Origin of the sequence: Yersinia rohdei ATCC 43380 (assembly GCF_000173775.1) — a bacterium.
Classification (GTDB): domain Bacteria; phylum Pseudomonadota; class Gammaproteobacteria; order Enterobacterales; family Enterobacteriaceae; genus Yersinia; species Yersinia rohdei.
The window spans coordinates 25,039-48,395 of record NZ_ACCD01000014.1; the positions used below are offsets into that span (position 1 = coordinate 25,039).

Genomic DNA, 23,357 nt, shown 5'->3' on the forward strand with positions numbered 1-23,357 from the left:
AGTGACGGATTAAAACACTAACAGCATTAAGCAGGCAAATACCGGCACAGCTGCGGTCAGGCTATCGATACGATCCAGTATCCCACCATGACCAGGAATCAAATGACCACTGTCTTTGATTCCCGCTTCACGTTTAAACATACTTTCGGTCAAATCGCCGAGTACCGAGGCCAGTGCAGCAACCACGGAACAGATTAACAGCTTTTCTGGGATAATATCCAACGGAGCATATCGACCAAACAACCATGATATCAGAGCTGATGTCAGTAAACCGCCAATTAATCCTTCCCATGTTTTACCTGGTGATACTTTAGGCGCTAATTTGTGTTTACCAAATAGTTTTCCGAACATATAAGCGCCGGAATCAGCTCCCCACACCAAGAGCATCACATACAGCAGCCACCAGGCACCGATATCATGGTTCTGTTCATAGCCATACTGGCGCAGCGCAACCATACCCCAGAAGAATGGGATAATAGTTAAAATGCCGAAAATTATGCGTAAGAGACGAGAATCACGCCAGAATGCCGCAGATTTTGGATAAGTCAGTACCAACAATAATGCGGCGCCCCACCAGCCCATAGAGAGCCAGAGTGGCACACTCACTTGTGCGAGGTGAATTGAATGCTGGTAGGCTGGGAGACTAAGCAGCATTAACACAAGGAAAAAGCCACAAAGTATGGCGAGCCAAATACGCTGAGAGCGACTGGCAAGCCCGGCTAACTGCCCCCACTCCCAAGCTGCAAGCATGCAAACAAAGAGAGTAACAATAGCAAAACCAACCGGCGGAAGCAGGAACAGTGCACCAATGACAACCGGAATCAAAATCAAAGCAGTTATGAGACGATACTTCAGCAAAAGTTCCCCCTAGGATGCAGTGGCATCGATAGGTGTAGTTCCCCCGAAGCGACGCTCGCGTTGTGCAAATGCATTCAGCGCACCTTCAAAGACATGTTCATCAAAATCAGGCCAGAGTACATCAGTAAAGTAAAGTTCTGCGTAGGCTATTTGCCATAACAAAAAGTTACTGATGCGATGTTCACCACCGGTTCTGATCACTAAATCTACCTCAGATTGCTCATGCAGGCAGATATACGAGTTTAGTGCTTCTTCACTGATATCTGCGGGTTGCAACTCACCTCGCTGTACTTGCTCAGCTAAATGGCGCACTCCCTGAATAATATCCCAACGGCCACCATAATTGGCAGCAATGTTAAGTTTCAGACCGTCATTGTTTGCAGTTAACTCTTCTGAGCGACGGATCCGTTGCTGCAATCGTTCACTAAATCGGCTAATATCACCAATGACGGATAAGCGAACATTATGTTTATGCAGGCTTTTTACTTCGCTGTCCAGTGCTCGAACAAAAAGTTCCATCAGTGCGGAGACTTCTTGAGCAGGGCGATTCCAGTTTTCACTACTAAAAGCATAAAGTGTGAGCGCATCTAACTGATTATTCGCTGCAAAACTGACCGCCCGACGAACAGATTTCACTCCTGCTCGATGGCCGAAGACCCTTAATTTACCCTGCTTTTTAGCCCAGCGCCCATTACCGTCCATAATAATAGCAACATGGCGTGGATTCAGGGGGGACAAGTTAGCCCTATCTTCATTTACAGACGACATAATGCGAACTCATTTCCTCAATAAATCAATTGTTCGACTCGAACATTAGGCGGTAAGCACACAAAAAAAGTCGTGTACTAAGTCACGACTTCTTCAGTGACAGCCAAAATAGACGGTTTAAATACTTATTAGGCCGCTAATCAACGGTCTATCTCTCCATTGATGGTGCTGACTATAGCATCTCATCCCAGCCCTAACAAATTCCCACAACAGCTGATTAAGTTTTTAATTATTCAATTTTGCTATTGCTTCAGTTGCCGTAACACGGGCCTGACGGTCAATCACCAACACTTCTTCCACACTGGTGGGTTCTGCCAACGATAAATGCTCCACGACAGTATTATTGATTGCCGCAATGTCAGTGAAACGGATCTCCCCCCCCCAGGAAGGCCATAACCGAAACTTCGTTTGCCGCATTCAAGGCTGTTGTTGCCGCCTGACCAGCATTACATGCATCAATTGCCAGTTTCAGGCAGGGATAGCGCTGATAATCTGGAGTATCAAAGGTTAGCTCGCGGATTTTGCAGAAATCCAGCGGGGTAACACCAGAATTAACCCTCTGCGGGTATGCCATCGCGTGTGCGATAGGCGTTCGCATGTCTGGGGTTCCCATCTGCGCCAAAACACTCCCGTCATGATAGCGAACCATCGAATGGATAACAGACTGAGGATGTAAAATCACTTCCATCTGCTCAGCGCTGGCATTAAATAACCAACGAGCCTCAATATACTCCAGCCCTTTATTCATCATAGTCGCTGAATCGACCGAGATTTTACGTCCCATCGACCAATTGGGATGCGCACAAGCCTGATCCGGTGTGACATCAGCAAATTGTGACAGTGGGATTTCACGCAGTGGCCCACCAGAGCCGGTTAACACTATGCGAGCAACACCATTCTCAGCTAAAGAAGAATAACCTAATTGGCGCTGAATTTTTTCGGGCAAACTCTGAAAAATGGCATTATGTTCGCTATCAATGGGGAGTAATTGCGCGTGGCTGTGCTGCACTTCATCCATAAACAGCTTGCCGCAAGTAATCAGCGACTCTTTATTGGCCAGTAATACCTGCTTTCCTTTGCGGATTGCAGCTAATGTGGAAGGCAATCCGGCCACACCAACAATCGCCGCCATCACTTGGTCGACATCCTCTAAAGCAGCCAGTTCACAGGCCGCCTTTTCACCTGAATAAACTTCAGTTCGTGAGCCGTTTTCAGCCAAGATTTGGCGCAATGCTATAGCCGATGACTCATCAGACATTGCAGCATAAAGGGGAGCGAATTCAAGACATTGCTGTGCCATCTGCTCGACATTGCGACCAGCAACCAAGGCAGTTACTTTGAATAATTCAGGATTGGCACGCACAACACTCAAAGTGCTGTTGCCGATGGAACCAGTAGAACCAAGAATAGTCAGTTGCTTCATGAGAGTACTCTGAATAACTGTTTTTATGATAGGCGAGACATCAACCTAATAAAACACTGAATCGACTAAAAACAAAGCGCCGCCGAAGCGACGCTCTGCCGTTGCGAATGAGGATTAGAAATCCATCAACTCGGCTTCTTTCGCAGCCAAAGCCGCATCAACTTTCTTGATGAAGATATCGGTCAGCTTTTGGATATCATCTTGAGAACGACGATCTTCGTCTTCACTAATTTCTTTATCTTTCAACAAAGCTTTCAATTTTTCGTTTGCATCACGGCGCACGTTACGTACAGAAACGCGGCCCTGCTCTGCTTCTGCACGAACAACTTTAATTAAGTCTTTACGACGTTCTTCAGTCAGTGCTGGTAGTGGAACACGAATCACGGTACCGGCAGAAGAAGGATTCAGACCTAAATCAGAGGTCATGATTGCTTTCTCAACTGCGGCACTCAAGCTGCGGTCAAAGACAGTCAACGCCAGAGTGCGGGAGTCTTCAACAACGATGTTAGCTAACTGGCGCAATGGCGTCGCGGTGCCATAATACTCAACCTGAATGCCATCAAGAATACTTGGAGAAGCACGGCCGGTACGAATCTTACTGATATGAGTCAGGAAGGCTTCGAAGCATTTTTCCATGCGAACTTCAGTGTCTTTTTTAATTTCGTTAATCACGTTGTAAACCCTTGGAAACTGGTTACTTGGCAGGCCATAGCTTAAGTATAGCCGGTGAATATATAAACCAACAGTTGCTGGCTAAAGGGGCAAGCCGTCAATCCAGATGCCCCTGACAGTACAGGAAGTCGCTTATTTAGCTACCGCAGTCACTTCTTTAGTGATCAACGTCCCTTCATTTTCACCCATCACTACACGGCGTAGAGCGCCAGGTTTATTCATGTTGAAGACACGAATTGGCAGGTTATGATCACGGGCCAAAGTGAAGGCTGCCAGATCCATAACTTTCAGCTCACGCTCTAAAACGTCCTGATAGGTTAACTGTTCGTACAATGTCGCGTCAGGATTTTTCACCGGATCTGCGGAGTAAACCCCATCTACTTTGGTTGCTTTTAACACAACATCAGCTTCAATTTCGATACCGCGCAAACAAGCCGCAGAATCTGTGGTGAAGAATGGGTTACCTGTACCCGCAGCAAAAATTACCACCCGGTTGTGACGCAGCAGGCTAATTGCTTCGGCCCAGCTGTAATTATCACACACACCATTAAGTGGAATAGCAGACATCAGGCGGGCGTTCACATAGGCACGGTGCAGTGCATCTCGCATTGCCAGGCCGTTCATGACGGTAGCCAGCATTCCCATGTGGTCGCCCACTACGCGGTTCATCCCTGCCTGTGCTAAACCGGCACCGCGGAATAAGTTACCACCGCCAATGACCACACCGACCTGAATGCCCAATTCGACCAGCTCTTTAACTTCTTGAGCCATGCGATCCAAAACGCTTGCGTCGATACCAAAACCTTCTGCACCTTGCAGGGCTTCGCCACTAAGCTTAAGCAGGATACGCTGATATACGGGTTTTGCATTGGTTGCCATGGTGTTCTGTCCTAAGCAGCAGTAATAATATTGGAGACTTGACCGTCAGGACTTCAAAACAATATTTTGCATTGAAAACTGACCGGACTAAGCTTATACCCTAAATAATTCGAGTTGTAGGAAGACAACAACTAAGTGAATCCTTCGGAACTTACGTAAGTAAATGACCGAGGTAAACAAAGGCTGTCAGCACACCTGTAACTTGAAAAATGACGGATATCGAGTGGATAAAATGGAACCGCCGATTGGCGGCCCCATTTTTAGCATTAAGACTGTTTGCTCATTGCTGCAACTTCTGCAGCAAAGTCAGTCTCAACTTTCTCAATGCCTTCGCCCACTTCGAAGCGGATGAAGTTTACAACGTCAGCTTTCTTCTCTTTCAACAGATCGCCAACAGTTTTGCTTGGGTCCATAACGAAGTGCTGACCAGTCAGAGAAACTTCGCCGGTGAACTTACGCATACGGCCTTCAACCATCTTCTCAGCAATTTCACGTGGTTTGCCGGATTCGATAGCGATGTCCAACTGGATCTGGTGCTCACGAGCAACAACTTCAGCAGGAACATCTTCTGGCTTAACGTATTCAGGCTTGCTTGCAGCAATGTGCATAGCAATGTGCTTAACCAGCTCTTCATCAGCGCCAGTTGCTGCAACCAGAACACCGATACGCGCGCCGTGCAGGTAAGTACCCAGAACATCGCCTTCCAGAACAGCAACACGACGAATGTTGATGTTCTCGCCGATTTTAGCAACCAGGTTAGCGCGTTGTTCTTCGAACTTAGCTTTCAGAACGTCGATATCAGCGATTTTGTCAGCCAGAGCTGCATTGATAACTTCTTCGCCGAATGCTTTGAAGCCAGCATCTTTAGCAACGAAGTCAGTTTCGCAGTTCAGTTCCAGAATCACACCGTATTTACCGTCGGCTGAAACTTTAGCCAGGATGATACCTTCAGCAGCGATACGGCCTGCTTTCTTGGCAGCTTTAGCCTGACCAGATTTACGCATATTGTCGATGGCAAGCTCAATGTCGCCGTTAGCTTCAACCAACGCCTTTTTACATTCCATCATGCCTGCGGCAGTACGATCACGCAGTTCTTTTACCAAAGCAGCGGTAATAGCAACCATTTCAATTTCCTCGGTTCTCTTGTGAAAACAAGATCTCACATTAGATACGCAAAGGGGGCCTATAAAGGCCCCCTAACCAACATATTTCAATACCTGGTTAATAAGGGCTCACAACGAGCCTGACTTATTATTCAGCTTCTACGAAGCTTTCTTCCGCTTGAACGGCCAGATCTTGAGAACGACCTTCATTGACGGCAGTAGCAACAGCGCTCAGGTACAGTTTTACTGCACGGATTGCGTCATCGTTACCTGGGATGATGAAGTCAACGCCATCTGGATCGGAGTTAGTATCAACGATAGAGAATACCGGGATACCCAGGTTGTTAGCTTCTTTGATAGCGATGTGTTCGTGATCCGCATCAACAACAAACAGTGCGTCTGGTAAGCCGCCCATGTCTTTGATACCGCCCAGGCTGTTTTCCAGCTTGTTCAGTTCACGAGTACGCATCAGCGCTTCTTTTTTGGTCAGCTTGTCAAAGGTGCCGTCTTGAGACTGGATTTCCAAATCTTTCAAACGTTTGATGGACTGACGAACAGTTTTCCAGTTAGTCAGCATCCCGCCCAACCAGCGATGGTTCACGAAGAACTGGTCGCAGTTGTTGGCAGCGTCTTTTACCGCTTCGCTTGCTGCGCGTTTAGTACCAACGAACAAAATCTTACCTTTACGGGAAGAAATCTTTTTCAATTCAGCCAGAGCTTCGTTGAACAGTGGTACGGTCTTTTCCAAGTTGATGATGTGAACTTTGTTACGTGCGCCGAAGATGAAAGGCTTCATTTTCGGGTTCCAGTAACGGGTCTGGTGACCAAAGTGAACACCGGCTTGGAGCATGTCGCGCATGGAAACAGTTGCCATGATTAAAACCTCTATAGTATCAGTTGGGGTTATGCCTCCACGTGTCCCATAACGCCGACCCCATAAACAATCGATAATAATCAATAGCTTTAGGGCACCCCGGCGTATGTGTCGACACGTGTGTGTTATTTACACATATGAGTGCGATTGGTATTACTCAGCTAAACAGCCCATCAATCACCAGAAAAAACTCGGGTATGAAGTGCGGTTCGCCGGCGCGCTTTATACCATAAACTGCCGCAACACACCAACTTTTGTTGTATTTTGTGCCGCGACAGCAAACGAAAGTTTGGCACTAAATTGCAGGGCTGGTACCATATGTGACAGCTTTTTTTACTTATTTAATTATAACAGCGGCCACACACTGGCCCCTGTGGACACTGTTGCATGGCAATCTCAATCAAAACACCTGAAGATATTCAAAAAATGCGCGTTGCTGGCCGTCTGGCGGCTGAAGTGCTGGAAATCATTGAACCCTACGTAAAACCGGGGGTTAGCACTGGTGAGCTTGATCGTATTTGTCACGACCATATCACCAACCACCAACAGGCTATTTCTGCGTGTTTGAACTATCACGGTTTCCCTAAATCAGTTTGTATTTCAGTGAATGAAGTGATTTGTCACGGCATTCCAAGTGATGAAAAAATACTGAAAGATGGCGATATCGTGAACATCGACGTGACCGTAATTAAAGACGGTTTTCACGGCGACACCTCAAAAATGTTTATTGCCGGTAAGCCAACTATTCTGGGTGAGCGCCTGTGCCGCGTGGCGCAAGAAAGCTTGTATCTGGCAATCAAGATGGTCAAGCCGGGTATCCGCTTGCGCACCCTGGGTAAAGAAATACAGAAATATGTTGAAGCAGAGAATTTCTCTGTGGTGCGGGAATATTGCGGTCACGGCATTGGTGTGGGTTTCCACGAAGAACCCCAGGTACTTCATTATGATGCCGATGACGGTGGCGTTGTCTTGCAGACCGGTATGGCGTTCACCATTGAACCTATGGTCAATGCTGGCGATTACCGCATTCGTACCATGAAAGACGGCTGGACGGTAAAAACTAAAGATCGCAGCTTGTCGGCGCAGTATGAGCATACTATTGTGGTAACCGATAACGGCTGCGAAATAATGACGTTGCGTAAGGATGACACCATCCCCAACATCATAACGCACGAGTAATCATGACCAACCGATTCAGGCTGCTGACAAAGTTGATTAGAGGGGAAATGGGGCGTAACGGCGTAAGTTGTCGGAGCACCCATCGCTACAGTCACCCCGACTAACTCAGAGCTGATAATGTTGCTTTGTCATCAAACTCAGCCGGCAACCGCCGGCTTTTTTTTGGGCTGCGTTTTCATCGGGTTCTTATTAACGGGGAGCATATGTCTGACAACCACACCGAGCACTCTGCCTTACTGGCAGTCACCAAGGTCATTCCTGAGCAACCCGCGCCACCCAATACCTACCTTGATAGCGAGCTTAATTGCCCAATACTCAAGCAAAGATTAGAGATATTCCAATCTTGGTTGGCAGAAGCATTCAATGGCGGAGTTAGCGCCGAGATATTAATTGCGGCGCGCAGTGATTACATAGACCGCCTGCTGCAACGATTATGGACATTCTACGGTTTTGATGACGTTCCAGAAACAGCGCTGGTTGCCGTCGGAGGCTATGGCCGGGGTGAGTTGCATCCATTATCAGATATTGATGTCTTAATCCTCAGCAAGCAGCACCTGAATGAAGAACATGCCCAGCGAGTCGGTCAGTTAATTACGTTGCTATGGGACCTAAAACTGGAAGTTGGCCATAGCGTGCGGACACTGGAAGAGTGCTTGCTGGAAGGGCTGGCCGACCTGACCGTTGCCACTAATATGATTGAATCGCGCTTAATTTGCGGCGATGTAGCTTTATTTCTCCAAATGCAAAAGCACATTTTCAGCGACGGTTTCTGGCCATCCCCCCAATTTTTCCATGCCAAAATTGCTGAGCAGCAAGAGCGGCATAAGCGCTATCACGGCACCAGTTATAATCTGGAGCCGGATATCAAAAGCAGCCCCGGCGGCTTAAGAGATATTCATACTCTGCTATGGGTTGCCCGCCGCCATTTTGGCGCGACATCCTTAAGTGAGATGGTTGATTTCGGGTTTTTGACTAAAGCAGAACGCAATGAACTCATTGAAAGCCAAAGTTTTTTATGGCGCATCCGGTTCGCCTTGCATTTAGTTTTGACCCGCTACGATAACCGTCTATTATTTGACCGCCAATTGAGTGTTGCCCAGCTGTTGCGCTATCAGGGCGAAGGCAATGAACCGGTCGAGCGTATGATGAAAGATTTTTATCGTATGACACGCCGAGTCAGTGAACTGAATAACATGCTTTTGCAGTTGTTTGATGAAGCCATATTGGCGCTGGATGCCAATGAAAAACCGCGCCCATTGGATGATGAGTTTCAGTTACGTGGAGATTTAATAGACCTGCGCGATGAAAATCTCTTTATTCAACAACCTGAAGCTATTATGCGCATGTTCTATTTGATGGTGCGCAATCAGGACATTAAAGGAATTTACTCGACGACCGTGCGCCGTTTGCGCCATGCTCGCCGGCACCTTAAACAACCTTTATGTCACATTCCTGAAGCCCGTAAGCTGTTTATGGCGATTTTACGCCACCCAGGTGCAGTCTCCCGAGCTTTGCTGCCTATGCACCGCCACAGCGTCCTGTGGGCCTATATGCCGCAATGGGGCAGTATCGTCGGGCAAATGCAGTTTGACCTGTTCCATGCTTATACCGTCGATGAACACACGCTCCGGGTTTTGCTTAAGCTCGAAAGTTTCGCGGATGAAAAGACCCGGCCTAACCACCCGCTGTGTGTGGAAATTTACCCGCGTTTGCCTCAACCTGAATTATTACTGCTGGCCGCGCTATTTCATGATATTGCCAAAGGGCGCGGGGGCGACCATTCAATACTCGGTGCTCATGATGTATTGGAATTTGCCGAGCAGCATGGGCTGAACTCCCGCGAGGCGCAGCTGGTGGCCTGGTTAGTGCGGTGCCATTTATTGATGTCAGTAACAGCTCAACGTCGGGATATTCAGGATCCGGCGGTTATTCAGCAATTCTCCGCAGAGGTGCAAAGCGAAACCCGCCTGCGCTATTTAGTCAGTCTGACGGTGGCCGATATTTGCGCCACCAATGAAAATCTGTGGAATAGCTGGAAGCAGAGTTTGCTACGCGAACTTTATTTCGCCACGGAAAAACAACTTCGCCGTGGCATGCTTAACAGCCCGGATCTGCGTGAACGTGTGCGCCACCATCGGTTGCAGGCACTGGCCCTGTTGCGGATGGATAATATTGATGAAGAAGCGCTGCATCATATTTGGAGCCGTTGCCGGGCGGATTATTTCTTGCGCCATTCACCAAATCAATTGGCTTGGCATGCCCGCCATCTGCTGGAACATGATTCCACCAAACCGCTGGTCTTGATTAGTCGTCAGGCGACTCGTGGGGGAACCGAAATATTCATCTGGAGCCCTGACCGCCCATCGTTATTTGCTGCGGTTGTTGGCGAATTAGATCGCCGTAATCTCAGTGTCCATGACGCTCAGATTTTCACTAACCGTGATGGCATGGCAATGGATACGTTTATCGTATTGGAGCCAGATGGCAGCCCCTTGGCGCAAGACCGGCACCCCATCATCCGGGATGCACTGCAACAGGCCATGACTCAGCCGAATTATCAGCACCCGCGCGTCAGGCGGTTATCGCCTAAACTACGCCATTTCAGTGTTCCGACGGAAACAAATTACCTGCCGACGCATAATGAGCGCCGAACATATCTGGAGCTAATCGCCCTAGACCAACCGGGCTTACTGGCACGTGTTGGCGAGATTTTTGCGGATTTAGGGCTATCACTGCATAGCGCGCGCATCACCACCATCGGCGAGCGGGTAGAGGATTTATTTGTGTTAGCGGATAAAGATCGCCGCGCGTTAAGTCTTGAAACGCGCCGTGAATTAGCACAACGGTTGACAGATACCCTCAATCCAAACGATAAACTGTGATACAAATAACTTTTTAGTGATTAATTTTTCTTACAACCTCTACCCAGAGCCATGCAAGTTGCAGTCAGCTAAAGCATGACCTGTAACTTCAAATAAACTGGGTATATCGACATCAGGAAAGAAACAGAATGCAGCAACTACAGAACGTTATTGAAACCGCCTTCGAACGTCGTGCAGACATTACTCCGGCAAATGTAGACACCGTAACGCGCGAAGCGATTAATCATGTGATTGATCTGCTGGATACCGGCGCTCTGCGAGTTGCAGAAAAAATTGATGGCCAGTGGGTTACCCACCAATGGCTAAAAAAGGCGGTGCTGTTGTCTTTCCGCATCAATGATAACCAAGTAATGGAAGGTGCCGAAACCCGTTACTACGATAAAGTGCCAATGAAATTTGCCGGCTATGATGAAGCACGTTTTCAGCGCGAAGGCTTTCGTGTTGTGCCTCCGGCCACCGTGCGTAAAGGGGCATTTATTGCCCGTAATACCGTGTTGATGCCTTCTTATGTGAATATTGGTGCTTTTGTTGATGAAGGCACTATGGTCGACACATGGGCAACCGTTGGTTCGTGCGCGCAAATTGGTAAAAATGTTCACTTGTCCGGCGGCGTAGGTATTGGTGGCGTATTGGAACCACTGCAAGCTAACCCAACCATTATTGAAGACAACTGCTTTGTTGGCGCGCGTTCAGAAGTGGTCGAAGGGGTTATCGTCGAAGAAGGCTCTGTTATATCAATGGGCGTATTCATCGGCCAAAGCACCCGTATTTATGATCGCGAAACCGGTGAAATCCATTACGGCCGTGTTCCTGCGGGCTCAGTGGTCGTTTCTGGTAATTTGCCATCGAAAGACGGTAGCTACAGCCTGTACTGTGCGGTTATCGTGAAGAAAGTTGATGCGAAAACTCTCGGAAAAGTCGGGATTAATGAGTTATTACGCACCATCGACTAATATGAAACTAGCGGGCTAACCCCCCGCTATTTTTTTGCCTGGTGTGTGAATCACATTCTTTGGCGAAAATTACCGTCATAATCATAAACTGTGGAATACAAACCCAAAGAGCTTGGCGTTGCAGGTAGGTCGCGAGCAAGTCCTGATGAGCTTACTCGAGTAAGTGACTCCGGCTTCCCCCCTGTTACTTCAAGTATGAAGGGAATAAAACTAAAAAGGTGGCGCTATGTATGACAATCTGAAAAGCTTAGGAATCACACAACCTGAAGATGTCGATCGCTATAGCCTGCGTCAGGAGGCCAATAACGACATTCTGAAAATTTACTTCCGCAAAGATAAAGGTGAGTTTTTTGCTAAGAGTGTGAAATTCAAATATCCACGCCAGCGCAAAACTGTGGTTGCGGATAATGCCGGGCATGGCTATAAAGAAATCAATGAAATCAATCCTAATCTACGTTATGTCATTGATGAACTTGATCAACTGTGCAAACGCGATCAGATTGAAGTTGATTTAAAACGTAAGATTTTGGATGACTTGCGCCATTTAGAAAGCGTCGTCGCCAATAAAATTGCGGAGATTGAATCTGATCTCGATAAGCTGACCAGCGGCCGTTAAGTTTGGCGCAAGATGTTAAATGTAATAGCCGAAGATAATTGAAGTTGCAGGTAAGTGAGTATTGCTACCACCCTGCAACTTCTTCAAATACAAAAATATTTTATTGAAGTAAACGTCCCCATGCAGCTACCCACCCCGCTGAGACCACTTCTGGCTCCGGGTGCTCAATAGCATCAATTTCGAGTCTTTCGCCAATTCTGGTCGCGCCCTGCTCTTGCAGCAATTCATCAAATGCGCGCCCTGCTCCACAGAAATTATCATAGCTGCTGTCACCCAGTGCAATGACACCATATCGCAGCTCTGGCTGGAATCCGACCTGATCACGAACAGCCACAAAAAGTGGGGCAATACTGTCAGGGAAATCCCCCTGCCCGGTGGTCGAGGTGACCACCAGCGCATAATGCTGACGATAATATTGCCAAGCCTCTAAAGTGCCTTCGTCAAACACCTTTACCTCGTGCCCCTGAGCTTTCAGTATGCTCTCGGCTTCTTCCGCAACTAACAGCGCATTACCGTAAACAGTGCCAACAAAGATACCAACCTGGGCCATAACCGATATTTCCTTTTAACGAGAAAAAATTATTCGCTATCCTGACCCGCAGCCGCCGGAAACTCAACCCTTTCAAGATGAGGGGCAATGCCCAGCCAACCAAAATGGGACATAAGCTGTTGCCATGATTCATCCCAACGAGCAGTCAGAGAAAGTGGCTCGCCAGTGACCGGATGATTCAGCTGCAAATGACTGGCATGAAGCATCAGGCGCGAACAATCAAAATGCTGCCCAACTCCCCGATTTTGGCGTAAGTCCCCGTGGGCGCTATCGCCGATGATTGGGTGGCGAATATGCGCCATATGTCGGCGAAGTTGATGCTTACGGCCGGTTTCTGGTTTTAATTCCAGTAAACTAAAGCGGGCGGTGTCATAGCGCCCAATAGCAACAGGCACTTCAACTTTTGCTAAGGGTTTATAATGCGTAACTGAAGGCTGGGGTGCTTTATCTGGGCGGGCAAATTTATCCGCAATTTTGTCCAACTCTTCAGTCATTTCATAATCAATAGTGTCCGCCTCCAATACATATCCTCGAACCACCGCATGATATGTTTTCTGGATTTGGTGTTGCTCAAATTGCAACGAAAGAGCACGAGCAACCTCACTGGATAGTGCCATCAGCAACACGCCAGATGTCGGGCGATCCAGGCGATGGACGGTATAGACATGCTGACCAATCTGGTCGCGCACTGTCTGCATCACAAATACAGTTTCATTGCTGTCCAACCAACTGCGGTGAACCAACCAGCCAGCCGGTTTATTGACCGCAACTATATGTTCGTCTTGATAAAGTATTTCTAGCATTAGTTACTTTCTTTATTTAGCAAGTCATCAAGGCGCTGTAATTCGACCAGCAATACAGTGCAATCCGGGCGATTATCGCCACTCAGCGCCTCTTCAAAATAGGGAGTGATGGCAAAACGCGTCGGAAGCGGGCCATTCGATTCTAATAATGCATACATACGCGGAATAAGCACCCATTGCAGCCACTGCTCGGCATCCATAGTATCAATGCTAAAAGGTTCGTTGCTCTCGAAAGCGGCGGCTTGTGGCGGAACTGTTTGCCAAAGGTCAATTTCCCGCATGGCAAGTTCGATATTCTGCAGGCTCTGACGCACCTGATTTTCTGTCTTCATGATTATGCTCTCAACCCAAAAACGACCATTCACCGGCCTGGTTCAACGACGGCAAGCATACCATTGAAGCAGAAGATGCCCAAACGCCCCCAAGATTACAGAGTGAGAAAAATAAAGACAAAAAAAGGGGTACTGTTTTACCAGTACCCCTCAATTCGTTTCATAGCAATCCAGCTAAAATTGATGCTCCCTGCTCAATCCTTGAAAACTTTTCCGTGTGGTTATCCTAACCAGCAATCCGTCGCAGTATCCTACACCATCCCAGTGCCAATCCTGAGGTTATCCTAACCCGCCAATCATCCTGAATTGGCTCTCAATCTCCATCCTGGAGGTGTCCTTGGTTTCATCCTGAAACATCCCTTCACTCATCCTAAGCAGTCCCTGTGTTCTTCATCCTGAAGTGGCAGCATCCTGTTACCATCCTTCTCCACCGGATCCTATCCAGCGAATAAAGGATCGCTTAATAGACAGAGAGAGACAAGATACTGTAAGAATAATGAGGTGAGGGTTTTTATATATATAAAAATGAATGTTTATAACGAAATGATTTTATTGAAGATAAAACTAATAGCATCATTTTACATAAAGATAATAGAAGTGATATCTCACAACCGGTGTGCGAGATCTCTCACACCGGTTGTCTATGAATAAACAATAACCTTCTATTTACTCAGGTATTACCGGACGTAATGCATCCAGGAAGTGAGCAAGAGTGGATGCCAGTAATGTACGTTTCCCGCTACCGAACTCCTCCAGGACGACATTGCCACTCACATTACACAGTGAAGCCATAGTCATTTCAGATTCCGTTGTTGCCAAAAACAGTGTCGGTGAGAGTTTTAATCTTTTTTGTGTCACCAAATGGCCAATCAGATTCTCCTGCAAACGGATAAAATCATCTTCGCTCCACACCTGCAACAAGGTGAAGCGGTGCTCGCCTAAATCCGCACACATATCCCCAGCATATTGCCGGGTATAAAACTCATGAATATCTGGATGAAGTTGAATCTCCAATGCCCGCTCAATGTTGGCAAGCGTGGCATCGGCAACAAAAGGTTGAGGAAGCCAAAATACCTGCGAATCCTGTGTTTTCACAATACAAGGAGAAGGAACCCCATAGAGATCTGCGCTAGCTGGCAGGCCCCCGGTTTTCTGCTGCCATAAATCGATATAGCGTTGAGTAAAGCTCGTGAGGGCCGTTGAAATATTCTGATCCATTCTTATTCTCAGTATCGCGGCGGCTTGCGCTGCATCAGAGATGGCATAGCCCCAACTCAGAAATGCAGTTAAACGCGGCATAAATTGATAAACTACAGCTATTGTACCTTTCTCTCATCATGGGAACAGCATGTCTTCATATCAAGACCACCAGGCGCTAGCGGAACTGACGCTAGGCAAACCAACGGCTTACCGCGATAGCTATGACGCCACCTTACTTCAGGCCGTTCCACGCAGTATGAATCGAGAACCTCTCGGCTTGTATCCTGATAATCTGCCCTTTCATGGCGCGGATATCTGGACATTATATGAGTTGTCCTGGCTAAACAATAATGGCCTGCCACAGGTAGCTGTGGGTGAAATAAGCCTCAATGCCAATAGCCTTAATCTGATTGAATCAAAAAGCTTTAAGCTTTACCTCAACAGCTTTAACCAGACTGTTTTTGCTGACTGGGAAAGTGTGCAAACCACTTTGCAACAGGATTTAGCCGCCTGCGCACAAGGGGATGTCAGTGTCACGCTATACCATCTGGATGAAATAACCCATCAGCCAATTGCTAATTTCGCTGGAGAATGTCTGGATCAGCAAGATATTCGTATCGATAGCTATGAGTTCAGTGCGGATTACTTGCAAGGGGCGACCAGTCACAACCGAGTGGAAGAGAGCCTGGTCAGCCACTTGCTCAAATCTAACTGCCTGATAACCCACCAACCGGATTGGGGCTCAGTACAAATCAGCTATAGCGGCCCACAGATTAACCGAGAAGCCCTGCTGCGCTATCTGGTATCTTTCCGCCACCACAATGAATTTCACGAGCAATGTGTTGAGCGCATTTTCAATGACATTCTGCGTTTTTGCCAACCAGAAACATTGTCCGTATATGCTCGCTATACTCGTCGCGGAGGCTTGGATATTAATCCGTGGCGCTCCAATACTGATTTTTTGCCCTCAACCGGCCGTTTAGCACGACAATAAATGCGGACAAGTGCGCAACATTACAGCTCTATCACGTAAACATTGGTAAAAAATGTCTTGCGACGTTAAGGTTAAATACAGGATCGTCATGCTATTTTTAACTGAAAAAACTGTCATGGACACTTAGAGGCTCTCTGATATTCCACGGAAAAACAGAAAATAGCACTCTGATACACAGGTAATATCACCCCCAGGGTGCAAAGGAGTAACTTTGATTACACATATCAGCCCACTCGGCTCAATGGATCTGTTGTCACAGCTTGAAGTGGATATGCTAAAGCGTACAGCCAGTAGTGACCTGTACCGTTTATTCCGAAATTGCTCATTAGCTGTTCTCAATTCAGGTAGCCTAACCGATAACAGTAAAGAGCTGTTATCTCGCTATGAAAACTTTGATATCAATGTGTTGCGCCGTGAACGTGGCGTGAAACTCGAGCTGGTAAATCCACCAGAACATGCCTTTGTTGATGGTAAAATTATTCGCTCATTACAGGCAAACCTGTTTGCCGTCTTGCGCGATATCTTATTTGTGAGCGGTCAAATTGTGAGTGCCGAGCGCGATCAACATCTTAATATCGAAAATTCCAGCCATTTGACCAATCTGGTCTTCTCCATTTTGCGTAATGCCCGTGCTCTGCATATTGATGAAGAACCGAATATGGTTGTTTGTTGGGGCGGTCATTCAATCAATGAAATCGAATATTTATATGCCCGTAAAGTGGGTAGCCAACTCGGTTTACGTGAATTAAATATCTGTACCGGCTGCGGGCCAGGTGCAATGGAAGCCCCCATGAAAGGGGCGGCAGTCGGCCATGCTCAACAACGCTACAGACAAGGCCGCTTTATTGGCATGACTGAGCCGTCAATTATTGCGGCAGAGCCACCAAATCCACTGGTTAATGAACTGGTTATCATGCCAGACATTGAAAAACGACTGGAAGCTTTCGTCCGTATTGCACATGGAATCATAATTTTCCCAGGTGGCGTAGGTACAGCTGAAGAGCTGCTCTATCTATTAGGGATCCTGATGAACCCAGAGAACAGTGAGCAGGTATTGCCGCTTATCCTGACTGGGCCAAAAGAAAGTGCAGATTACTTTAGGGTCGTGGATGAATTCATCAAAAATACGCTGGGTGAAGAAGCCCGTAAATACTACCAAATAATCATTGATGACCCTGATGAAGTCGCTCGTCAGATGAAGAAATCAATGCCATTGGTAAAAGAAAATCGTCGCAACACCGGTGATGCTTATAGCTTTAACTGGTCTATTCGTATCGCGCCAGATTTACAGCATCCCTTTGAGCCGACACATGAAAACATGGCAAATCTGGATTTGTCCCATAATCAGCCACCAGAAAAACTGGCCGCAGCATTGCGTCGCGCGTTTTCTGGCATTGTGGCAGGTAATGTTAAAGAAGTCGGGATCCATGCCATTGAAGCTCAGGGGCCATTTAAATTGCACGGCGACCCATTATTGATGAAGCAAATGGATCAACTGTTACAAGGTTTTATTGCCCAGCATCGCATGAAATTACCGGGCAGTGCTTACACACCTTGCTATGAAATTTGTAGTTAAGAAAGGTAGTTAAGAAACTGTAGTTAAGAAACTGCAGTTAAATCACCTTCACCGGGCAGTGCTGGCACTGAATATACTGGCTGACACTGCCCGATATCACTCTGATTCAATAACTGTTCAAGACAGGTCATGCAAATCCACCTTCTTATCGTTGATGCCCTTAACCTGATTCGTCGCATTCATGCGGTGCAAGGGTCACCTTGTATTAATGCTTGTCAGCATGGGTTACAACAATTGCTACAGCACAGCCAGCCGACTCATGTGGTGGCGGTTTTTGATGAGGATGACCGTGCTGATAGCTGGCGTCACCATTGCCTCCCTGATTACAAGGCTGGCCGCTCGCCAATGCCAGACAACCTGCAACAGGAAATGCCCCAGATCCGTGATGCATTTATGTCATTAGGGGTTAATTGTTGGCATTCACCGGGAAATGAGGCCGATGACCTGGCCGCAACGTTAGCGGTAAAAGTTAGTGGGGCTGGGCATCAGGTCACTATCGTTTCGACTGACAAAGGCTACTGTCAGCTATTAGCACCCAATATACAAATTCGAGATTATTTCCAAAAACGCTGGTTGGATATGCCGTTCGTCAAGCAAGAGTTTGGCGTGTCACCGCATCAATTACCTGATTATTGGGGGCTGGCCGGAATAAGCAGCAGTAAAATCCCTGGTGTTGCAGGTATTGGCGCAAAAACTGCGGCACTGTTATTGCAACAAGCCAATAGCCTGGAAGAGCTCTATCAAGGGCTAGATTCAGTACCGGAGAAATGGCGCAAGAAATTGCAGCAGCATCAGGAAATGGCTTTTATTTGCAAACAAATTGCCACACTTAAAACGGACTTACCATTAAACGGCAATTTGCAGCAGCTACGTTTGCATAAATGATAGCAGCATAAAAAACTAAGGAGCCCATTGGCCCCTTAGATATAACGCCCTAACCAAAGTCATTGGCATTGCAGGTGGCGGCATGCGAACTCACCCCGATTAGCAGGTTGAGTCCGCGTAGCTAACCCCCTAAGTTAGAGACTAATTAAGTTAGAGACTAATTGCGCTCATCACGACGGCCCGGAACACCAGACCAAATACGGCGCACATGCACAGTGACTTCTTCACGGTCATGATAAAGCTGCTTGGCCTGAATATGGGAATTAATGCCATTTTCTTTCAGTTGTTCATCCAACATTTCCAGATTTTCTGAAACAACTTCAAAACGCTTTTTCATCGGCAATTTCAGGTTAAAAATAGCTTCGCGGCACCAGCCATTCACCATCCACTTAATGATAAGTTGGGTCACTTTGGCCGGTTTCTCAACCATATCGCAGACTAACCAATAAATATTGCTGCGGGTTGGCTCATATTTAAAACCATCAACGCGATGATGTGTCACTTGCCCGGTATCCATCAGGCTTTGCGCCATTGACCCATTATCAATGGCCTGAACCATCATGCTGCGCTGCACCAATTGATAAGTCCACCCCCCTGGGCAAGCACCTAAATCGACAGCATGCATACCACTGGCTAAACGCTCTTCCCATTCATCCGCAGGGATAAACACGTGGAAAGCTTCTTCCAGTTTTAAGGTTGAGCGGCTTGGTGCATCTGATGGGAACTTCAGCCGGGGAATACCCATATAGAATGGCGAGTTATTGTTGCTATAGGAATATCCCACATAGCAACAGCCAGACGCGATGAAGAAGACATGCACCACGGGGCGATGAGCATTTTCACGGGCAGACAGAATTTTCTGCTCGCGCAGGGCATTACGCAGCGGCACCGTTAACTTGCGACAAAACTTAAGTAACTCTTTGCTTTCATTGGTATCAGCAACTTCAACACGCAGCTCACCGGCTTTTTCAACCACACCGACCAACATACCAACAATAGGAGAAACACGGTCTTCCGGCGGCAAATCTTTCAATAACTCACCCACCACCATCATTTGGCGGGCAAAAATTAATTCGCGGAATGGCACTTCGCGAATCAAACGATCCGCATCTTCCAACTGATAACATTCAAATAGCACATAGCCGCTATTATCTTTTACCCGTGCAAAACCAAAGATTTCGAGCTGTGCAGCCTTCGCGGTAATCTCTGCCGCACATTCTTTTTCAAAACCAGAGCGGCAATACAAAGCAATTTTATTATTCATGGCGTTCTGCCCTTTTTCTTAGACGCAGCGCGCCAATCAACATCAAAATCCATCCCGCCAGAAAACATACTCCGCCCACTGGCGTGATATATACCCACAGTTTCAGGTGCGATAGAGCCAGGCAGTATAAACTGCCACTAAAGAGTAGAGTTCCGAGCGCTAACAAGGCTCCACTCCAGTAAAACCAAATACTTATCTGCCGCTGCATGGCAACAGCTAATGCCAGGATTGCCAAGGTATGGAATCCCTGATACTCAAGCCCGGTATGAATCCAAGCCATCTCATTCGGCCCCAAAGTGGTACTCAATACATGAGCACCAAAGGCACCGAAAGCAACATAGAAAAAACCACTCAGAGCGGCAAATATCAGCATTAAACGACCATTCATCGTCATTAACCTTAATTAGATACAGTTATATCGCCCAACAATAAGCATTTTACCGTGGTGGATTACCATCGTGAATGGGTTTGTCATTACCAAACAGATACCCGACTAAACAGAGGCTGTGGTTACTCAGTTGTCATAGCGAAAACGTAATTTTTCCTGCTCACTGGCAGCTCTTGCCAGTATCCACTGACGGAAGGCGGCTATTTTACCCAGTTCTGCCTGACTGTCATGACAAACCAGATAAAAAGCATTTTTACTCACCAGCACATCATTAAATGGGCACACCAAGCGCCCGGCTTCGATTTCAGACTGCGCCATCACGTTATTCACCAGCGCAATACCTTGCCCATGAACTGCGGCTTGAACCACCATGGCACTGTGGCTAAATATTGGGCCTTGCTGCACATTAATCTGCGGAACACCCAACTGACGGGTATAGGCCAGCCAATCTCGGCGGGAAGTATCATGCAATAGAGTGTGATTAGCCAGATCTGCCGGTACTTTTAATCCATGCTCGCCCATTAACAAGCTCGGCGCACACACGGGGAGCAAGAATTCGGCATACAAACGTTCAGTTCGCAAACCAGTCCAATTTCCCCGACCATAAAATATCGCCACATCGACATCATCGGCGAGCTTATCTTCTTCCCGATCAACCGCCTGGATCCTGACATCAATCCCAGGATAAGCGGCATTAAATCCAGAAAGACGAGGAACCAACCATTGGATAGCAAAACTGGGGGGAAGGCTAACTGTCAGGGCACCTTTCGCACTGCGGGCCTGTAATTTACGCGTAGCTTCATTGATGGAGGTGAAAATTTCTTTGATATCAAGATAGTAACTCTGACCTTCTTCCGTCAGCAGCAAAGAGCGGTTACGACGGCGGAACAATTTTAGCCCAAGGAAATCCTCCAGTGACTTTATCTGGTGGCTAACCGCTGCTTGAGTAACAAATAATTCATCAGCCGCTTTAGTAAAACTCAGGTGGCGTGCGGCCGCATCGAAAACCCGCAAGGCATTCAGTGGTGGTAATCGTTTTGACATGAATTGGATACTTTTTTATAACGGCTCATCGCCAGATGAAACCCTTTGTTTACTTATTAGTTTTTGTAATCCGAGACATTATAAATTGTCCATTGAGGATGTGCCAGTAAATACCTATAGTGGCGGCACTTCCTAAGCCGGAACGAAAAGTAGGTTTAGTATCCAGGTACTGAAATGCTTTTGGCTTTGTGGTTGTGATGTTGTGTTTGCAAATGGTCTGGTGTACCAGACATAGTAGCTAAGCTACTGTTTTTTTTCACTTCCTGTACATTTACCCTGTCTGTCCATAGTGATTTTATGCAGCACCGCTATTTTAGCGGTGCTTTTTTTTACCCTTTTTTTAGAACTGACTTATTTTCAAAAACTAAATGTAAGCGCCACTTTGTCCACTACAGAGTTAAAGCTTAAATTTAAGTTGTTGCTAAGGGTTTCCCGCCGAACCTGGCGTCTATTCACGGCAATTTACTTACTCTCGGCCATTTCCTTTACTTCTGAGCGGTTAATTTGCTGCTCGGTGCCATTAGCATCGATATAGCTTATCATCCCCGTTTCATCATCTACTTTAGGTTTACCATCAGCAACTATAGTGCGACCATCATTAGTGTGCATGGCATAGTTACTTGAACAACCTGCTAAGGTAAAAGTGAGCATAAGTGCAGAAATTACAGTAGCTGTCTTTTTCATGAGTGACTCCTTGCAGATTAAAATGCTGAAAAAATCGTTTTAACTACCAGGCGAATGGTTTCGCCTAATACTATTCAGCATAACTAGCTTGTGACATATTGCCAGCCTCCCGAGTCATTAGCGGGCTAATTATGGGCAAAATGAGACAGTTCCGAAGTACATCAAAGGATGCGAACGACAGTATGAAGGCTTTTAATCCAACGGATTTTCGCCAGGAATTCCCGGCAATCAACAAAGAAGTAATCTATCTGGACAGTGCGGCAACAGCTCTAAAACCGCGTGCCATGATTGATGCTACCCAGTTGTTTTATCAGCAGGATTCCGCGACTGTACATCGTAGCCAGCATCAATCCGCTATGTCATTGACGGTGCGTTTTGAAGAAACCCGTCAGCAAGTCGCTGACTTTATTAATGCGGCAGAAGCAGAAAGTATCATATGGACACGAGGCACGACCGAGGCCATTAATCTGGTCGCGCAAAGCTATGCCCGCCCCCGCCTGCAAGCTGGGGATGAAATTATTGTTAGCGAAGCAGAACATCATGCGAACTTAATACCCTGGCTTATGGTTGCCGAGCAAACGGGTGCTAAAATAATTAAATTACCCTTAGGCCAAGATAGGCTGCCCGATTTAGAGCAATTACCGCAGTTACTCAGCCATAAAACGCGTTTATTCGCACTGGGGCAGATGTCGAATGTGACGGGCGGCAGCCCACAATTGGCTCAGGCAATTGAACTTGCCCATCAATATGACTGTGTTGTGGTAGTCGATGGCGCGCAAGGAATTGTTCATAATCCGGCAGATGTTCAAGCTCTTGATATTGATTTCTATGCTTTTTCTGCCCACAAATTGTATGGGCCGACCGGCATTGGCGTACTGTACGGGAAACCTGAGCTTCTGGCCGAAATGCCCGCATGGCAAGGTGGCGGAAAAATGCTGACCCATGCTTCATTTAGTGGTTTTACCCCTCATGAAGTTCCCTACCGTTTTGAAGCGGGCACGCCTAATATCGCCGGCGTAATAGGTTTATCCGCAGTTCTAAGTTGGCTCGAGCATATTGATTTGGAAGAGGCCGAAATTTATAGCCAAAATCTGGCAACATTGGCAGAAAGTAAACTGGCAAAATTAGCGGGTTTTCGCAGCTTCCGTTGCCAACAATCAAGCTTGCTGGCCTTTACTTTTGCTGGCATTCACCACAGTGATTTAGTGACATTACTGGCTGAACAAGGTATTGCCTTGCGGGCCGGGCAACATTGTGCACAACCCTTAATGACCGCATTGGGCGTGAGTGGCAGCTTGCGCGCCTCATTTGCCCCTTACAATACGGTGGACGATGTTGACGCACTGTGCGCGGCGATAGCCAAGGCGTTGAAATTATTACAAGATTAAGTGTTTATCAAAAATAATATCGATAAATATCAACCTGTTATA

General features: G+C 47.0%; 22 protein-coding genes and 1 pseudogene. 8 read left to right on the forward strand and 15 right to left on the reverse strand.

The features are described from left to right. Positions 1-9: 9 nt before the first annotated feature. From cdsA to rpsB, 7 genes and pseudogenes are all read right to left on the reverse strand, one after another. Complete coding sequence (gene cdsA, locus YROHD0001_RS07510; protein WP_032817059.1) at positions 10-858, reverse strand: phosphatidate cytidylyltransferase; 849 nt, start codon at positions 856-858, stop codon at positions 10-12. A 9-nt stretch (positions 859-867) separates the two neighbouring features. Continuing rightward, positions 868-1,626 (reverse strand): (2E,6E)-farnesyl-diphosphate-specific ditrans,polycis-undecaprenyl-diphosphate synthase, encoded by a 759-nt coding sequence (gene ispU, locus YROHD0001_RS07505; RefSeq protein ID WP_032817060.1) that lies wholly within the window; start codon positions 1,624-1,626, stop codon positions 868-870. Positions 1,627-1,851: 225 nt separating this feature from the next. Further along, positions 1,852-3,049: pseudogene (gene ispC, locus YROHD0001_RS19335) on the reverse strand (1-deoxy-D-xylulose-5-phosphate reductoisomerase). A gap of 114 nt (positions 3,050-3,163) precedes the next feature. Continuing rightward, positions 3,164-3,721, reverse strand: a complete 558-nt coding sequence (gene frr / locus YROHD0001_RS07495) for a ribosome recycling factor (RefSeq protein WP_004715067.1) — start codon at positions 3,719-3,721, stop codon at positions 3,164-3,166. A 132-nt stretch (positions 3,722-3,853) separates the two neighbouring features. Continuing rightward, on the reverse strand, positions 3,854-4,600 hold the full coding sequence (pyrH, locus tag YROHD0001_RS07490) for a UMP kinase (protein ID WP_004706701.1): 747 nt from the start codon (positions 4,598-4,600) through the stop codon (positions 3,854-3,856). A gap of 266 nt (positions 4,601-4,866) precedes the next feature. Continuing rightward, on the reverse strand, positions 4,867-5,724 hold the full coding sequence (tsf, locus tag YROHD0001_RS07485; protein ID WP_004715070.1) for a translation elongation factor Ts: 858 nt from the start codon (positions 5,722-5,724) through the stop codon (positions 4,867-4,869). Between the two features lie 127 nt (positions 5,725-5,851). Further along, positions 5,852-6,577, reverse strand: coding sequence for a 30S ribosomal protein S2 (gene rpsB, locus YROHD0001_RS07480; RefSeq protein WP_004715071.1), 726 nt, complete (start codon positions 6,575-6,577; stop codon positions 5,852-5,854). 387 nt (positions 6,578-6,964) lie between these two features. Here rpsB and map point away from each other — a divergent pair, with 387 nt between their 5' ends. The 4 genes from map to YROHD0001_RS07460 all read left to right on the forward strand — a co-directional run bounded on the left by map (position 6,965) and on the right by YROHD0001_RS07460 (position 12,207). Continuing rightward, a complete protein-coding gene (map, locus tag YROHD0001_RS07475) occupies positions 6,965-7,756 on the forward strand; it encodes a type I methionyl aminopeptidase (RefSeq protein WP_004715073.1) in 792 nt (263 codons plus the stop codon). A 203-nt stretch (positions 7,757-7,959) separates the two neighbouring features. Further along, positions 7,960-10,638: a bifunctional uridylyltransferase/uridylyl-removing protein GlnD gene (gene glnD, locus YROHD0001_RS07470; RefSeq protein ID WP_004715074.1), complete on the forward strand. Its 2,679-nt coding sequence runs from the start codon at positions 7,960-7,962 to the stop codon at positions 10,636-10,638. Positions 10,639-10,766: 128 nt separating this feature from the next. Next, positions 10,767-11,591 carry a 2,3,4,5-tetrahydropyridine-2,6-dicarboxylate N-succinyltransferase gene (gene dapD / locus YROHD0001_RS07465; protein ID WP_004715076.1) on the forward strand — a complete coding sequence of 275 codons (825 nt, stop codon included), beginning with the start codon at positions 10,767-10,769 and terminating at the stop codon, positions 11,589-11,591. 226 nt (positions 11,592-11,817) lie between these two features. Beyond that, positions 11,818-12,207: a DUF3461 family protein gene (locus tag YROHD0001_RS07460; RefSeq protein WP_004715078.1), complete on the forward strand. Its 390-nt coding sequence runs from the start codon at positions 11,818-11,820 to the stop codon at positions 12,205-12,207. Between the two features lie 100 nt (positions 12,208-12,307). Here the strand turns inward: YROHD0001_RS07460 and YROHD0001_RS07455 are convergent, their stop codons facing one another. From YROHD0001_RS07455 to syd, 4 genes are all read right to left on the reverse strand, one after another. Next, positions 12,308-12,757: a flavodoxin gene (locus YROHD0001_RS07455; RefSeq protein WP_004715079.1), complete on the reverse strand. Its 450-nt coding sequence runs from the start codon at positions 12,755-12,757 to the stop codon at positions 12,308-12,310. A gap of 29 nt (positions 12,758-12,786) precedes the next feature. Next, positions 12,787-13,560 carry a tRNA pseudouridine(65) synthase TruC gene (gene truC / locus YROHD0001_RS07450; protein ID WP_004715080.1) on the reverse strand — a complete coding sequence of 258 codons (774 nt, stop codon included), beginning with the start codon at positions 13,558-13,560 and terminating at the stop codon, positions 12,787-12,789. Next, positions 13,560-13,892 (reverse strand): YqcC family protein, encoded by a 333-nt coding sequence (locus YROHD0001_RS0118010; protein ID WP_032817061.1) that lies wholly within the window; start codon positions 13,890-13,892, stop codon positions 13,560-13,562. Before YROHD0001_RS0118010 ends, truC begins: the two co-directional genes overlap by 1 nt. Positions 13,893-14,558: 666 nt before the next feature. Then, a complete protein-coding gene (gene syd, locus YROHD0001_RS07445) occupies positions 14,559-15,110 on the reverse strand; it encodes a SecY-interacting protein (protein WP_032817079.1) in 552 nt (183 codons plus the stop codon). A 130-nt stretch (positions 15,111-15,240) separates the two neighbouring features. On the opposite strand from syd, the gene queF reads away from it, so the two are divergent. The 3 genes from queF (at position 15,241) to xni (ending at position 18,547) form a co-directional block, all read left to right on the forward strand. Beyond that, positions 15,241-16,086, forward strand: coding sequence for an NADPH-dependent 7-cyano-7-deazaguanine reductase QueF (queF, locus tag YROHD0001_RS07440; RefSeq protein WP_004715082.1), 846 nt, complete (start codon positions 15,241-15,243; stop codon positions 16,084-16,086). 211 nt (positions 16,087-16,297) lie between these two features. Next, positions 16,298-17,662 (forward strand): nucleotide 5'-monophosphate nucleosidase PpnN, encoded by a 1,365-nt coding sequence (ppnN, locus tag YROHD0001_RS07435; protein ID WP_004715083.1) that lies wholly within the window; start codon positions 16,298-16,300, stop codon positions 17,660-17,662. A 129-nt stretch (positions 17,663-17,791) separates the two neighbouring features. Beyond that, the gene (gene xni / locus YROHD0001_RS07430) at positions 17,792-18,547 is read left to right on the forward strand and encodes a flap endonuclease Xni (RefSeq protein ID WP_004715084.1); all 756 of its coding nucleotides are present in this window, start codon (positions 17,792-17,794) and stop codon (positions 18,545-18,547) included. Positions 18,548-18,704: 157 nt separating this feature from the next. On the opposite strand, the gene rlmM is transcribed toward xni, so the two are convergent. From rlmM to YROHD0001_RS0118015, 4 genes are all read right to left on the reverse strand, one after another. Beyond that, positions 18,705-19,811: a 23S rRNA (cytidine(2498)-2'-O)-methyltransferase RlmM gene (gene rlmM, locus YROHD0001_RS07425; protein ID WP_032817062.1), complete on the reverse strand. Its 1,107-nt coding sequence runs from the start codon at positions 19,809-19,811 to the stop codon at positions 18,705-18,707. Continuing rightward, complete coding sequence (locus tag YROHD0001_RS07420; RefSeq protein ID WP_004715087.1) at positions 19,804-20,199, reverse strand: DUF423 domain-containing protein; 396 nt, start codon at positions 20,197-20,199, stop codon at positions 19,804-19,806. Before YROHD0001_RS07420 ends, rlmM begins: the two co-directional genes overlap by 8 nt. A gap of 126 nt (positions 20,200-20,325) precedes the next feature. Further along, a complete protein-coding gene (locus YROHD0001_RS07415) occupies positions 20,326-21,243 on the reverse strand; it encodes a transcriptional regulator GcvA (RefSeq protein ID WP_004715088.1) in 918 nt (305 codons plus the stop codon). Between the two features lie 462 nt (positions 21,244-21,705). Further along, a complete protein-coding gene (locus YROHD0001_RS0118015) occupies positions 21,706-21,927 on the reverse strand; it encodes a YgdI/YgdR family lipoprotein (protein WP_032817063.1) in 222 nt (73 codons plus the stop codon). A 182-nt stretch (positions 21,928-22,109) separates the two neighbouring features. On the opposite strand from YROHD0001_RS0118015, the gene csdA reads away from it, so the two are divergent. Then, positions 22,110-23,315: a cysteine desulfurase CsdA gene (gene csdA / locus YROHD0001_RS07410; protein ID WP_004715090.1), complete on the forward strand. Its 1,206-nt coding sequence runs from the start codon at positions 22,110-22,112 to the stop codon at positions 23,313-23,315. Positions 23,316-23,357 lie beyond the last annotated feature (42 nt).